This is a genomic window from Verrucomicrobia bacterium S94 (assembly GCA_004299845.1).
Taxonomy (GTDB): Bacteria; Verrucomicrobiota; Kiritimatiellia; order Kiritimatiellales; family Pontiellaceae; genus Pontiella.
The window spans coordinates 2,022,068-2,038,009 of the sequence record CP036201.1; the positions used below are offsets into that span (position 1 = coordinate 2,022,068).

Consider the following 15,942-nt stretch of genomic DNA (forward strand, 5'->3'; position numbering starts at 1 on the left):
AGAGCAAACCACGCTCAACAGTGCACCCCGGCAGCCCGCTTTCAGTTCAGTCTACTGTTTGAAAGTTTTACGCGTCGTTTTGTTCAGCGCCTTCCACAACTCCGCTTCGTCGGCACAGTTCAGCAGCATTTCACGCGTATCTTTATCCCGAAACGTTTTCGAAAGCCCCGAAATGAGTTTCAGATAAAATGCACTCGTTGCCGTAGGAATCACCATAAAAAAGAAAATGCGCGACAGCGTGCGGCCGGGACCGCCGAACTTCACCCCTTTTTTACTGATCCCGACTGCCATCGAAAGACCACCCCCCTCAACACCGCGTACATGCGGAAAAGCAAGCCCGTTATCCACCGCTGTGCTGATAATGGCTTCACGCTGCAGCGCAAGATCAAGCAGATGCTCACTATTGTTCACAAAACCTTCCTGCTGCATCCGCTGACACATTTCCGCAAGTACCTCTTCGCCGGAGTTCCCTTTCAGTGGAAAAATCATCAACTCAGGTGCAGTGAAACGGGCAATCCCTTTCTTCTGCACCTCTCCGTACGACCGGCTGACGCGCTCGCGTTCCACGAGCTGGTCCGGATAATACAGAAAGCGGGCACAGTTCGGACAGCGGTTCAGCGCTTCCGACTTCACCACGCTCTGCACCAGACTCTTAGTCAGCGACATACCGCATCCTGTGCACAACTCACCGGCAACCGGCACAATCGCCTCCGGATGCTTCTGCAGAAGCCGATTGAAATGCGCCTTGATCTGCTGAGGCACGTCGGCACTCAGTGCCTGAATGGATTTGTTCAGTTCATCCAGACGGGCATTCGGTTGCGACACCTTTTTCTGCATGTTCGCAACGATCAGCTCCTGAAGCTGAATCAGCTGATTAATCAAACTGTGCGTTGTTGTCATATAAACTTCCTCTATGGGTTCAAAAGCTGGCAAATTTTACTGGTGGTAGAATAAAAGAAAAGCCCGGAGCTTATCTTTTCCAATCATTGGAACCTCACCGCCAGCGACCGTTCAATGATAATAACACAATAAACCGGTATTCTATGTCCGGGCAGCCGGAAACCGTACGAATACAACGTCCGGCCTTCAACCGCCGCATCATAAATTCAGCTCACCGATAATTCCGACCCCCCGCAGTGTGAGTTTGGGATCAATGACCGCCGCAATATCCCAGTCCTTGAATATCCACCCGGCATAACCGCCGGTACAGCAGACCGGAAGATCCGTAACACCGAAATCATTCTCCAGTGCCCGGAGAATTTCACGAACCATGCCGCGATAGCCCAGACGCGCACCGATCTGCATCGCCTGTTTGGTATTCCGACCGACAACCGCTTTGGTTTTCACCGGCTCCACATGCGGAAGCAGTGCGGTTTTCTCGGCCAGATAATCAAACATCAGCGGCAGGCCGGGACAGATAATGCCGCCTTTATAGCCCTTCACCGGATCAAGAATATCAAACGTCAGTGCCGTCCCGAAATCGCACACCACCGATGGCGTACCCATCAGCTTTGCCGCAGCTGCGGCATTGGCCAGACGGTCGGCACCGATTTTGTCCGGCTTAGGATAATCAACCGGAACGCCCAGTTCCAGTGCACAGGAAACAAACAGCGGCTTCGGCAGCCCCAGCTTCTTCAGCGCCTTCTTCCACCGGGCATTCACCGGCGGTACCACCGAGGCAATTACCACTGCATCAACCGGCTTCTTCGTGACAATCGGCACAACTTCTTCCAGATGCCGGAACCGAGATGCGCAACGCCCAACAGAAGTCACTTTTCCGTTCCGATAATACCCCGCCGAAGTACTGGTGTTCCCGATATCTATAACCAGTGAGGTCATTCCACAAAATCGAGCGCAAGATCGATGGACGGAGCGGAGTGCGTAAGAGCTCCCACCGAAATAGCATCCACGCCGGTCTGGGCAATATCATAAATCGTATCGAGATTGATACCGCCGGAAGCCTCCGTTTTACAGATGCCTTTGCACAACGCTACACATTCGCGCAATACCGGCGGCGGCATATTATCCAGCAGCACCCAGTCCGGACGGGTAGTCAACGCCTCTTTCAGCTGTTCCACCGTATCCACCTCAACCTCGATTTTCAGATCCGGATATTTTTTCCGTGCAGCTGCGACACATTCACCGACACCGGTTCCATACTTTTTTTCCCACGATGCAAGATGATTATCTTTAATCAGCACCGCATCATACAATCCGATACGATGATTCGTCCCTCCGCCGCAGAGCACCGCATATTTTTCAAACGCACGGTGCCCCGGCGTGGTTTTCCGGGTATCCAGCAGCATGACATCCGGATTACCGGCCGCTCTGACATATTCTGCTGTAATCGTCGCAACGCCGCTCATCCGCTGGATGAAATTCAAAGCAGTACGTTCCGCAGTCAGAATACTCTGCGCAGAACCTTTAATCACAAGCACCGTAGTCATCGCCTCAACAGCACGCCCGTCTTCAACCAAAACGTCGCACTGAAGCTCCGGATTAACCCTTCGAAAAACTTCCACCGCTACATGTATGCCGGCCAGACAACAGGCCTCACGTGCAACCATATGTGCAACCGCCTGTTCTTCAGGCGGCACCGTCGAATCGGACGTGACGTCGGTACCGATCGGACCGAGGTCTTCTGCCAGAGCCAGATCAATCAACTGATTAACTTCCCGTTTCTCAAAAATATTCGGTAATTCCACTGTTCTATTTCCCCTGGGTTTCGTGGGTTTCTTTCCACAGACTTTTGCCTGAGCCCATCAGGATACTGATTGGTTTGAGCGCGTCGATATTTTCACACACAATTTTAATCGCCGCCGCAATCGGCACCGAAAGCAGTGCCCCGGTGATACCCCACATCCAGCCGAAAAAAATCAGCGAAAGCAGAATCACGACCGGGCTCAGATTCAGACTGTCGCCCATAATTTTCGGCTCCACCACATTCCCCATTGTCATCTGAATCATCAGCAGCGCCACCGCCGTAAACACAGGCGTCCACACCGATGGATAATACTGAACAACAGCCAGCAGCACAGGAGGAATGGAAGCAATAATAGAACCGATGCTCGGTATGAAATTAAGAAAAAACGCCAGCGCCCCCCAGGTCAGAGCAAACTCCACCTTCAGCAGCGAAAGCACCACCCAGACCATCACCCCCGTGGTTCCACTGATCGCTACCTTCACCACAAGATACTGCCCGATCTGCTTGGAGATCGACGTAGTCATTTCAGTGAAAACCGTAGCCCGTTCCTCAGGGAATGCGGCGGCAACCTTATATTTGAAATACGGTTTACCCAGCAGCATAAACACCAGAAAGATCAGCACCAGCATCAGCTTGCCCAGAAAGTTGGTCATAAATCCGGCAAGCGTCACTGATGCCGATGCAATCTTTGGATACACCTGCTGCGTCCAGTTGATATCAGCCAGATAATCCTCCGGCAGATCCAGACCGGAAACCAGATCCTGATAAATCACATTAAGCTGCTGCAGATATTTCGGCGATTCCGCCAGCACATCGCGCACACGCCCGCCCAGAAAAACGCCACCGAGATAGCAGACAAAAAGCACCAGGACCAGCACCGCGAAAACCGACAAACCCAGTGGCACCCGCTTGTGCACCAGCCAGTTAACCACCGGTCCGCAGATATAGGACAGCAGCCAGGCAATCATCAGCGGAAGCACCACCGTTTGTGCCGCTTTGAATGCCGTTGCCACGGCAAACAGAACCAGCACACTGAGCAGGCCCGCCATTAAACTCGAACGCTTCATTCAAAAACCCCTTTAGAAGTGGCCTATAGATAAACCACATTTACGGACATTGGAAGGGGAATTGATCCATGCATCAGAAAATTGACATTCCGGAGCTTTCCCCCCACCACGCACTGAACTTCCGCCACCAGTTGCCATCGCGGTATTTTTCATAATCGCAGGTATGAATCCGGTTCGGCTCATTGTTCCACCACCGGTCAAAGGTATCGCGCGCTTTCGCCATATTCAGATTATCCAGAGGCGCGGTAAAGGCCAGATTGGCCTCGCAGTTGAAATTATTCATATTCCGCCGCGTATAATTACACGAACCCAGCAGCAGCGTGGCCGATCCGTCCGGATTTTCCACATAAAGCATTTTCACATGACACTGTTCACCATGTGTATCCGCCCACCGCAGCGGAATACCGTATTTCACCAGTTTCGCTCCGCTCTGCCGGTTCGGCACTCCGTTCTTTGTCCGCCCGAACGAATCTTTGGCCGGATCAAGAATGATACGTACATCCACTCCGCGTTTTCGGGCTTTTCCAAACGCCTTGATTATTTTTTTCTCCGACATGTAGAACATGCAAAGATCCACCCTCGCACCCGGATTCGCATGTTCCAGCAATTCAAGCACCTTGTCGCGAATCCGCCTTTCCGACAGCAGTTCGATCCGGCATGCATGAGAAACTTCAGCATCCCCTTTGATCCCGGACAGTGAAGATGCAGTCTCTTCAAACTCCGGCTCAAAACGTTCTGCACCGGACAACTCCAGAACCGCCGATTCCATCTCGCACGCTTCGGCCATGCCCGCATTCACTTTCAGAGCCACATTACGATGCGCCGAGCTGGCGCTGTGCGGATTGGCACTCGTCATCAGCAATGCTTTATCCGTAACCACCACCTTCCGATGGTTGGCCTTGAAATTCAGCATCCTGAACATACTGCGCAGCGAGATCCGCCCCTCACCCATCGGATTCGGCAGTACATTCCCCGGCCCCGTTCCCCACGGCTGTCCCAACAATCTCCAGGGCTTCGAATAAACCGGATTACTGTCACGTAGTTTATTCAGATCCGTCACCACCACCTGCACACCGGCTTTTTCCAATGCCTGAAACTGCGGTGATTCAATCGACCCGTACACCGTATTCACCGGATCAGTAATAAAGATGATTTCAACATCCGGACTGTTTCTCCGCTTCGCCTGCAGTTTTTCCGTCAGTTCCGGTCCCAGCGCCCGCATACACGGCCCCGCTTCGAAACCGAACTCATTCATCAGAAACAGATCCATCAGAACAAACCGCTCAGCCTCATCGATCATTTCATAGATCGTATCAAAAATTTCCTGGTCCACATGACGAACCTCATTCGTGTCCACCCAGGTCTGATCCACCAGAAACTCAACTTCTGAAGCACGGGTTTCGGCATAATAAGCCAACCCGCGTTTTTCATAGCTCGAAACACAGCCGGTCAGGAATGAGATAAAAACAGCTGCAGCCAGTATCAGAATCAGTTTTCGCATCGACCACTCCAGAACAAACCGGCAATTTAGACGCACTTCCAACGGTTGAAAATAAAAAAAGAGATTCGTGCATGTAACGCCTGAATCGTTAGCGACTTCGGTTTTCGGTGGTTAAGGTCGCTCTTGCGGCGGGGTTTTGAGTGGAGATCGGGCTGCGGACGCGTTTGGGCTGGTGCCCTTCGGGCAGGTAGAGCAGTTTGATGGACTGCAACAGGTCGTAGGCCAGGACGCCGAGCAGGTAGTAGACGTTGTTGGCCGCGAGGTTCCGACAGGGCGGTTGGTGCAGTCCGAGGTCGGTGAGCAGCTCAGAGAAGCGGCGGTCGTAATCACTTTTTAATCGTTTTTTTGAAGACTGGCTTCGAATCTGCGCCAAAGCGCTTTCCGTCGTAGATGACGAAGCCGTAGCGCCAGAACAGGTCGCCGTCACGGCGGTGACGAAGCACGGCAAAGGTTTTCAGGGTTTCGCAGCCGCCGGGCTGGCGTACTGGACGGCATGCACCTTTCCGTCACGCCAGCGGACGGTTTCGGCTTCGCTCCAGACCGCTTCCGGCAGCTCGGCAGCTTTCTGCTCGAGCGGCCCAACCCATTTGTTGTAGCTGACGCTGTAGTACTCGAAGTCTTTGGCGATACATTCAAGGTAATGTCCGGCACTTGATACACTGTCGGCAGACAGGTGTGAAGAGAAGCCTTCACCCAGCGGCGCGCAGCGTTCGAGCATCCCGGGCATCCAGACGCTGACGTCTCTGCCGTGGGCGCAGCTTTCCGGTGCGAACTTGTGGTCGGCGGGCGAACCCAGCACGGCATCGCACATAAACGGTTCGGCCCAGAGCGTCTGCCACGACTGGGCAAGGTCGCCGTTGTAGTTGATGGCCATCTGCCCGCCGTGGGCGGTTGCCTTGGTCGCGGAGCGAAACTCAATATTAATGCGACGGTCTTTCTTCGTATAACACCCGGTCATACAAAGAGTTTGGCAGACTTATTTTAAAAGGCCGCTCAAATTTCACCCGTAAGGTGAACAAATCACGGTATCGCTAATGATTCAGGTGTAACGAATGATTCCATCCCTTTTCAGGGATCTGACACTGCCGCACTCCTGATCGACCCCTATTTCAGCACCGTACCACCGTACTCATCCCAGAACTGCTGTTTAACAACAACGCCGTTTTCCATAAGCACCTCCGCTTTTTTCGCACCATCCTCATACCAGGCATAGGAAATTCCATGAGGAATGCCATTGCTGAATCCCGCATCTTCAGCCAACTGACCGTTCTTATACCAGCGCCGAAACCGTCCATGAATCTGACCGCGGACGATTTCTGCTTCAGACTTTTTTTCACCGGTAATGTACCACTGAGTTCGCAGTCCATGTGAAACTCCATGGGTGTAATATTCGGCCACCTGTAACTGCCCGTTGGTGAACCAGCCCTGAGACAGGCCGTCCGGAACGCCGTCCACGATTTCCGTGCGGCTTCTCAATTCACCGTTCGCATAACAACGTTCCTCGACCGGTTTTTCCGGACCGGCCGAATGAGGGCGCATCAGTGTCCAGAACAGGACGAAACAGACAAAGACCGTCCCGATTCCGGAGAAGAAAAGAACTCTGCCCGCAGGAGAGGAAAATTCAGATGCGCTCATATCGTTTTCCGCAGAAATCCACTATTGCACAACGCCCCGGTAAAAAACCGCAGGATTGGTTGAGTTCACCTTGATCTCAACGGTTTCCACGACGGCTGCCGGATAGGCAATCACCAGGTTCGTACGAATCGACGGCACAGAAAATACCGTACTGTTCCACTCCTGAAGATCCTCAGACTCCTCGATAGTGTATGTTCTTCCTCCAATCGCCAGAAACTGAAAAACGGTTGCATCCTCCGTGCGTTCCTTCAAATGGAGCTCAAACAGATCGGACTGATCAAATGCATACGTTCCGGCAATATACTCCTCAAAGTTGGTCATCCCGTCACTGTCACTATCCCCGTCCGGATCAATATCATTCAACGTTAAACCGCCATCGAGAATATCGATCAGAAACTGTTCCCACGCATCCGGCAGACCGTCTCCATCCGAATCAACTCCGAGCGTGAGATCCAGCCGCGTTTTCTGTCCCTCTTCTCCCAGCAGCAGGAAGTCACCTTGCATTTGAAGCGGGACATTGGTGGCGGAACCGATCACCACGTAAATCCGGAAAGGCACCTGGGGCGCAAGAGCATTCTCATGATAGGGATCCGATGGATCCACATCCATTGGAACAATCAGTTCATAGTTGATTCCCGGTTCAAGGCTCTCCGATACCCCCCCGCTGAAAGTCTTTCCTTCCGACGTTTCAAAGACAATACGGGAAGAATCATTCACCGGCTCGCCGTCTTCGCCCCGAATCATACCGTAGAGGGTATGCGGCGGAGCCGGAGGATATGCCATGGCCGCCCCGGCACTGAGCAACAGACCAACCCATGCCGTTCGCAGGATACTGTTTTTTGCTGTTTTCATAATTACCAACCTCAAGAGCACGTACGCTTAGTTTCCGGAATACGAATACGTTACGAAGTGAATCTTAATATCTTCAAGTGCCCGGATTAAGCGATTCAACCCCTCTTCCTCATCATTGAGCAGGGTTTTTCCGGGAATCACAATTTTCCAGCGGGTATTCCAAACCGAACGGGCAATCAAACGGTTGCTGGTATATTGCGACCGGGCCAGCCCCCCGCTGCCGACATAAATATCCGGACTGAACAGCGACGCATCGGACACCGGCCGGAAGGCCTGGTGTTTCCGGACCGCAAACATTGTTTCAGAAAGCGTATCTCCGGACTGATACATCGGCGTAACCGAAAAGTCGGAGATTCCGATATTAAACGGCATCGGCAGCGCTACATCATTAACGATCCACGAGCGGATTTCATCTGCATCGCCCAGCGGCGGGCTTCGCATAGTGTCAGCCCCCACCGGAATGAGATAAACGTACGGCGTTGCCGACAATCCGTCCGGGTTCAGGAACGATATATCCGGATCATCCGGAGATTCCCCGAATCCGGTATTCGCATCAGGATCGTCCATGCCCACATAACCTTCGAGCGCGAGACCGGCTGCGTAGATTTTGGTGGCAAAGGAGCTGCTGCTGAATGCATGATCCCCGGCGGCCAGCGGTTTTCCGAACAGGTTGTATCCATCTTGTATCGTTGTGCTGAACTCCAGAACGATACCCGGTACCGGCAAACCGTCATCATCGGCAATCTGCATGCAGTGCCGGCGGATATCCCCGTCCTCCAGCAGATCACGTTTGCGGGCCTTATGCAGGATTTCTTTCCAGCGCGCATCACCTTCACCATCCTCTTTAAGACGGAACAGCTCCCGTCGTAATGAAATCGTCGTACCGTAGCTGTCCGGATTATTAAAGCCGAGGCGCGTTTTCACAACATCCCAATCAGCTTTCATTTCAGCCAATACACTGGAGAGCCCCGGATCACCGGTGTTACTTCCGGCAAACTGAGGGGTTCCGTCAGGGCCCACCACACCGAGCGCCCGCGACTGAATGATCCGCGAGATAAAATCACGCCCATCATCACTGCCGAGCAGACCGGTTTCGTAGTCGTAGGCATTAGCAGCCAGCAGGCTGTATCGCGAAGTGAGATCGAACAGCGTTTTATAGCGTTCAAGCTTTTCGTTGCGGAAGATCCGGAACGCGGCATCCCGTGTCCGATACCCCTGCACCAGGGCGGCCGAACGCTTGCGGAAGATTTCACGCTCTTCCAGAATCCGGTTCCCCGATGCGATCTCGGCACGCGTGGCCTGCTGCGCATCCTCATACTCACGTGCGGCCTTGTTGATGCCCCATAGCTGGTCCTGCATATCGATCAGAATGTCCGTGATGCTTGCCACGGCGTCGCGCATCTCGATATCGCGTTCCAGCGGCTGAATCGCATTAAACTCCGTCCAGCGGCGCGCCGATGACGTTGCCCCTTCCAGAGACTGGATCACCGATTCACGAATGACCGCCGCTACCCGGAAGCCGATCTTAATCGAAGCGCTGATCGTTTTAATCGCACCCGAAGCCGCGAAGCCGACATCGCCGCCGGCAGCTAGTCCGGCGATAAAGCTGTCCGGTACCAGTTCGAGCGACGTCTCTTCCGCTTCCTCTGTCGCAAATTCGAGATTGTCCTGCAACGACTGGAAGATAGCATTGGCGATTTGAGCTTTTTCCAGCACCTCATCCGCAATCAGGAGGGACTCGTTATATCCCCGGATCTCCTTCTTCTTGCCTATTTCACCTTCCAGGACAGTGAGCTGACGTTTCAGGACCGCCTTAGTACCATCCTGCCCGTAAAGTGCTTCATAGAGCTTGTTGCGCGCGGCAATCTCTTGCGAGATAAGCTGCTGAATTCTACCCGGTGATGCCCGCTGCCCGGTCCAGTCAGACGGTTTTTCCAGATACCCATTCGGACCGATATGATACTCAATGACCTCCGTTGTCGGATCTTTACCATCAAATATATTCAGCGCATCGTATCCGTAATTATCCTGAAAATCTGACGGAAGATCCTGAACACCCAGACTGAATGTATGCGTTTCATTAATATTTCCGGGATAATTCCAGAGGCTTTCAAAATTCTGTTCCGGATTTTCCACATACATATAGTGCACCAGATCCGGTCCGTCATATTCCTGATTCCAGGTTTTTCCCGGCCCCGTATCGTCGGTATACGGCGTGCCGTAGACCTCAATCAGCGTATTACGATAAGCCAGCTCCTGCTCCGAAATACGGTTCTGAAGATTTACCAGCGAATCCTGTTCCGAACGCATCAGGCGGGTTACATCCTTGGCGTCGTCAAAGGCCGCCAGGGCATTTTTCAGCGCGGCTGTCGCCCGGGAATAGACCTGCTCAAAATGGGTTTCCCCTTTAGCACCGACCACATTCGGGTCAATATCAAAAACGACGGAGTCCTCCGGGATGCCGAGTGGAGAAACACCGGATTCCGCATTATCCATGGAAACCTGAAGGTCATCCGCGATTACCGGAAGCTCACTCAGTTCCGCCACCGTCGTACGATCAACCTTCTGAATCCCCTCGTGGGATAGATCCGGATCTTCATAGGGCACAATGGCATTGCCCACCACCCAGTTCAGATAACAGCCCTGCCCAATCCGGCTGGCCCACTGATCCATCCCCCAATGACGCGTCACGGCATTCGTCTCAGCGCCCGGGGCCGTATAGGTCCGTTGTCCATTTTCCCGGATATCAGAGAAGTGCGACCAGCCCACCGTATCGACCGGTGCATAATCCTGACGCCACGTCAGATCAAACACCTGCTGGCCGGAACGGGCCACCGCCGCGGCGGCCGCAGCAAATTTGCGTTCATCCTGATAATCAACAGATACCGGCTTCCCAAGAATGCTGACCGCCTCAATCCGCGGCACCCAGTCAAACTTCGAATTCATCAGCAGTGAATAATAGCCCTTTAACGCCGTTAAATAATGACCATAAGCATCGCCGTGACCCTGCGGATACATATGTGCCGCATCCTCAGCATCAATCACCCCGTCCGGATCATCATTCGGATTTTCCTGAATATTGTAATTCAGCGCATAGATGGCTTCTCCTGCGTCAATACCCCGGGTGTAGTTCCAGATCAACCGGTTATACACAGGCGACACCTCAACCCCCGGTTGAAAAACATCATCACGTCCGCGCAGCAGTGCAAGTTCTTCGTCCAACAGGGAAGCCAGCTGCCCCTTGAAAGAAAAAAGTGCGGTAGCAATATCACCGTACGTGCTGTCCGCGGTTCCGATTCCGATCGTTGGATTTGCCGCATCCGCCCAGGCCTCGTTACCCAGCATCATATACAGATCACTCAAATATCCCGCCGCCAGCAGCAGCGCATCATTGGCCGGGCCATAATTATAACCGGATTCAATACTCAGTGAACGGCCCCGGCGCAACACTGTTTCGTAGATTTCAATCAGGCCGTAATCGTTGATCGTTTCAAGGTTGAGGGCAATGTCGCCCTCCCAGCGCGGGCCAGCCTGTGTGAGGATACTGACATCCGTATTCACCCGGTTGTTAAAGAGATCCGTCACGCGCTGATTGAATGGATTGATTCCCGCCAAAACGCGTTTGATCCAGCCCTCAGCCAGCGCCGGATCCGTCCATTCCGACCATTGATTATAAAGCGGATGACCGGGCTGCCTGGCCCGATAACGCATAATGACATAGTTATCGCCCAGTGCCTGAATCCCGGCACCGCCCAACGTGTAGCGGGTGATATCATCGCCGGTCACGAGATCAAGATAGCCGGAAGGATCCTCAGGCGGGAAACCGTCAACCGGAGCCCCGATTTTCCATTCATATTCAAATTCGCCGGAACGCCCCCCCAGATCAGCCGTGTGCTGGAAAGACAGCAGTTCACTGAGCGGATTTTCAGCAGCGATCACTTTCAGTTCGCCGGGATCCAGTTCATCTCCCCCCACTTTGAATACGTGCAGGGCGACCGGATCTCCCGGCTCAGTGAAAGCATCACCTCCGGACTCCACCATCGTCACATAACCGCTTCCCGGACCGATGGCACTGACCGCATAGGAATCGTGCGGAATATTGTCATCCGCAATTTCAACGATATCACGGTACCCCACAGAGTAGGTGAGCGACTCGTTCGGAATATAGGAACCGGGCTGAGCCGAATCTTCATGGAAGGTTTCCACAACTGTATTGAGCCCTGTAACGACCGCATCCCACGCCGATTTATCCGGATCATCATCCGGACAGAGTGCCAGCGCTGCTTCAAGATCGCCGCCCCGCAGCAGGTTCAGCTGCAGATAATCCCGTCCCAGTGTTTCCTCCCTGTATTCCCCCTTCAGCACAAGACTTCCGTCGGCTCCCCGGTCAGGATCGAAAAACAGGCGCGGGCCGAGATGAGGCGGCAGGTTCGGAAAGTAGATTTTACCCAGATAGTATTCTGTTTTCACCCCGCCCGGAATGCTATCCAGCCCCTGCCCGGAAATATCGGAGAGTTTGAATACGGTCGGATCGTACAGAATGGCACTGTACTGCTCTGACTCCAGGTCGGAGGCAATCGACTGCTGATACAGTATTTTCGCGGTTCTCCAATCCCTGACTCCGGGAAGATTATACGCCGGTTTGGCCAGCGTTGACCCATACGGCAGCAACGGCAGCGGCTTGGAGCTGTCTTTCGGATCCACCACCGGCCAGACCGGACGATAGACGATATCCAGCGCGGCAGTGTCCGCAGAAGCACCGTCACCGACATATTCCCCATCCATCTCTTCTTCATTGTAAGGCCGAAGATACGGCACAATGCTGCCGGTTTCCGGAGGATCCTCCATTCCCGGCCAGGCAAAGCCCTCCATGGTTTTATAATAGTAACGCATGGTAAAACTGTTGGTCGGCGTGGGAGAAGCCGCCAGGAACGGAGGCCGGTTGGAAAAAGTCGTTACCGAACTCGTATACTTGTTTGTAGAGTTGAGCACCAGCGCGCCCTGAGTCTTCATGTTCAGATTGGATGAAACAGAAAGCGAAAACTGATTCGTCACCATGTCACCTTCATATCGATCTTCAATCAGCAGCGAGAGCGTATCGCTGTATCCTGCCTCATTGGTTGAAGGTGTACCCACCAAAGCCAGCCCTTCGATGCTCATCCAGCCTGGAAGATTCTCCACCGACAGGTCCAGGTACTGATCCTGCCTTGAAGCGTGAACAACATACCGGAACGGTTCATTCATCACAGCCACGGCATTCGGCAATGAATCAAATGTTCCGGTTGCGGCATTGTAAGATCCCGCCTCTAATTCAGGCCGTCCGGCATGCGGACCGCGGTAAACCCAGAAATCATCTTTACGATCTTTATAGGTGAATCCGATGTAATGAGCATAGGTATTGGCGTTGCCCGCCGTCGCCCAGTTACCGGGGAGGTCACCGGCCGAAGCCGGTTCCGTATTGTAGTTAACTGCCGTTTCACCAGTTCCTTCCACCGGTTTAGGCAACAGAGGAAGCGGCATCGGAGCCTGCAGCAATTGACCGGCCGGAACAATGTAATCAAAGACAAACCCATCGGCGGGTTTTTCCCGCAGCACTTTAAAGACCATCATCGCCGGTCTCAAATCACTTTCCACATAATCAAGCAGCACATACGGTTCCGAGGAATAATCCGATCCGCTGGTGATATTCAGATCATCACGGGTCGCAAACGGCGTTCCGCCGGACATGATGGCATGCTCTTCATTCGGATTGTATCCGGGCAGATCCGGGGCATTCTGGATATAAATACTGCCTTCAGCCGCCAGCGGGAAAAGATCCCCGCCCCCCTCATTACTCGCAAGAATGATTTCCGGTGTATTTTCAGGCCATTGTATTGTGTAGCGGCCGATCGCTGACGGCCAGTAAATCGGGGAAAAGCCCTTCGCCCCGTCCCCGGCATTGTAACCGGAATGACCGGCGTTCTGCCGAAACCACCAGACTTCCAGCTCATTTTTGCCCGGTATCGCATTCACCGGAATAATCGCACCCAGTGCTGCGGCATCAAAGCCGGCGGTAAACGGGTCAATGTAGGCCTCCGGATGATAGGATGTGCCGATCTCCGGATTCAGATGTCCTGCCTGGACATCATCCCCGACAGGTGCTTCGATCCGTTGCCCGACATCCACCGTTTCAAACAGGATTCTTGGAGAAACCGGGGTATTCACCCATGGACTCGATGCATTCGCCGGGGCTTCCGGAACAGCCGGCATTTCATATATCGGATCAAGCAGTTCATCCAAACCGGTGACTTTAGGCCCGGGTATTCCGGGCGGGAGACTTTCGCCGGTCTGATAATCTGTAGGACGATAAATCCCGCTGGCTGGAGTTGATTCAGGCACGGATATGGCCTGATCTTCAAACGACAAATTCAACCCGCTGATTACGACTCCGCCGCCACCTGCGTCGGACAGCAGAATGCACCCCCGCCCCGATGGAGATGTAAGGAAAATATCCCAATCATTCAGCCATGCATGACTGATGTCCCCAAGATGAACCTTAATCTGTACGACAGCGCCGGTCAGCCCGGATACCGTTACCACCGAGGGATAAGGGGATGCCGTTTCTTCCGGCGCCGGTATTAATATCGGACTGGTCTGACTGAAGGTATTCGTTAAATACGCATCTTCATTTTCCAGATAGGATACAACTTCCATACTCCAGTTTGAAATAGACCCGCCGTCGCTGCCGGAAACATCATCACTGACAAACAGGTTCCAATTTCCGTTAACCCCCCGGGTTACATCATTCAGATAATTGGTATACCTTCCGAAATCAACAAGGTACTCGGCATATTCATCCAGATACTCCGCATAGACCGCCGGATAGTTGGTATAATTCTGCCAGGCCTGCAGATCCTCCACAATGGTATCCGCAAAGTTGGTGCCCTTGAGATTATCGTCGAGCCAGGAATACACACGTTCAAAGGCGATATTGTCTCCGGAAGAAAAACGCAGCAGAGTACGGTGTGCCGGAACCGTTGAATCCAGCATGGTATAGAAGGCCGATGTCGGCGAAATTTTAGCCCGCGGCCGATCAAAAGGATCCTGATACTGAATGAACGGGACATTATCCGGATTCAACTGAACGGCCGTTGCCAGGGCCTCTTCATCTGTCGGCACATCCGGACGGACATAATGGCTGTAGCTGCCGATATCCGTCGGCCAGTCCAGTTCATACCGGGCAAGCCGTTTCGGCCAGCGGATCGAAGCCACCCCTTCCTCCATCCAGAAGATCTGCAGGTCAGACTGGTTCAGAGTTTTCCGGGCGGCATAGTATTCAACCTGCGCACTGCCTTCTATGACATGACGGTAAGCAAAATTCAATGCATTCAGCTGATTCAGCGGTTCCGGACTCACCGCATCGACCGTATCCGGGAACGGCGGATGAATGCGCTCGCCGAGTTCGGTTAATTCATCTACCGGCTGAGCCTGGCGATAGACATCCACAATTTCGAATCCGAGCTGCTCCCGGGACACATTGTCATCACGCAGATCCCCGAGCAGTTCAACAAAGACGCGACCTTCCACATTGTAGGCATACAGGTAACCCTGCTGCTGGTTATACCAGAGCGTACGCAGTTCCGGCAGGGCATTGGTGGCCGGTGAAGTATCTCCAATGGCCTCATATTCTTCAGTAACATTTTCAGGAAAAGTCACATCATTATAGACAATATTCACTGCACCCACGGAAGCCCCCGGTATCTGAACGGGTTTGCCCCTGGCCAAAAATGATTTTTCAGTCCAGTACATATTTTTCGGTTTTTTAACCGGACTTCCGGACACCAGATATTGCTGCGTATAGAGCAGGTATACATTAGCCCCGTTCGTCACAAAACTTCTTGCGCCCAGCTCATTTACATAGACCGGCTCGGAACCCTGAGCAAAAGGAACGCGTTTTCTCCATGTAATGCTTACCGGTCCCGGCTGAACCGCATAAACTTCCCCGGAGTGAGGGCTCCAGTAATAGCCCTCATTTTTATGACTGTTTTCGGTATAGGGTTCCGCGTCCCAATAGAGCAATCCTTCGGCGGTATCGGGCAACAGCACATTGTTTTCATCGGTTTCGGGTGCTGTAACCACCGAGCCGAAAAGATAGGTGATCGGCCGGTTCAGAAACGGTGCGCCGATCCGGGCCCGTTTAAGAA

At 53.2% G+C, this 15,942-nt stretch carries 10 protein-coding genes; all 10 read right to left on the reverse strand.

Annotation, left to right across the window (positions count from 1 at the left end; translation table 11 throughout):
• Nucleotides 1-51: 51 nt before the first annotated feature.
• A complete protein-coding gene (locus EGM51_08545) occupies nucleotides 52-900 on the reverse strand; it encodes a hypothetical protein (GenBank protein ID QBG47437.1) in 849 nt (282 codons plus the stop codon).
• Nucleotides 901-1,098: 198 nt separating this feature from the next.
• Nucleotides 1,099-1,839 carry a type III pantothenate kinase gene (locus EGM51_08550; protein ID QBG47438.1) on the reverse strand — a complete coding sequence of 247 codons (741 nt, stop codon included), beginning with the start codon at nucleotides 1,837-1,839 and terminating at the stop codon, nucleotides 1,099-1,101.
• A complete protein-coding gene (nadC, locus tag EGM51_08555) occupies nucleotides 1,836-2,690 on the reverse strand; it encodes a carboxylating nicotinate-nucleotide diphosphorylase (GenBank protein QBG49279.1) in 855 nt (284 codons plus the stop codon). Before nadC ends, EGM51_08550 begins: the two co-directional genes overlap by 4 nt.
• Before the next feature lie 19 nt (nucleotides 2,691-2,709).
• Nucleotides 2,710-3,771, reverse strand: coding sequence for an AI-2E family transporter (locus tag EGM51_08560; protein QBG47439.1), 1,062 nt, complete (start codon nucleotides 3,769-3,771; stop codon nucleotides 2,710-2,712).
• A gap of 73 nt (nucleotides 3,772-3,844) precedes the next feature.
• Nucleotides 3,845-5,272: a phospholipase gene (locus EGM51_08565; protein ID QBG47440.1), complete on the reverse strand. Its 1,428-nt coding sequence runs from the start codon at nucleotides 5,270-5,272 to the stop codon at nucleotides 3,845-3,847.
• An 88-nt stretch (nucleotides 5,273-5,360) separates the two neighbouring features.
• Entirely contained in the window at nucleotides 5,361-5,645 is a 285-nt protein-coding gene (locus EGM51_08570; GenBank protein ID QBG47441.1) for a hypothetical protein, read from the reverse strand.
• Between the two features lie 81 nt (nucleotides 5,646-5,726).
• Nucleotides 5,727-6,230: a hypothetical protein gene (locus EGM51_08575; protein QBG47442.1), complete on the reverse strand. Its 504-nt coding sequence runs from the start codon at nucleotides 6,228-6,230 to the stop codon at nucleotides 5,727-5,729.
• Between the two features lie 146 nt (nucleotides 6,231-6,376).
• Nucleotides 6,377-6,907 (reverse strand): toxin-antitoxin system YwqK family antitoxin, encoded by a 531-nt coding sequence (locus EGM51_08580; protein QBG47443.1) that lies wholly within the window; start codon nucleotides 6,905-6,907, stop codon nucleotides 6,377-6,379.
• Between the two features lie 21 nt (nucleotides 6,908-6,928).
• Nucleotides 6,929-7,759, reverse strand: a complete 831-nt coding sequence (locus EGM51_08585; protein QBG47444.1) for a hypothetical protein — start codon at nucleotides 7,757-7,759, stop codon at nucleotides 6,929-6,931.
• A gap of 27 nt (nucleotides 7,760-7,786) precedes the next feature.
• On the reverse strand, nucleotides 7,787-15,877 hold the full coding sequence (locus tag EGM51_08590; GenBank protein ID QBG47445.1) for a hypothetical protein: 8,091 nt from the start codon (nucleotides 15,875-15,877) through the stop codon (nucleotides 7,787-7,789).
• Nucleotides 15,878-15,942: the final 65 nt, after the last annotated feature.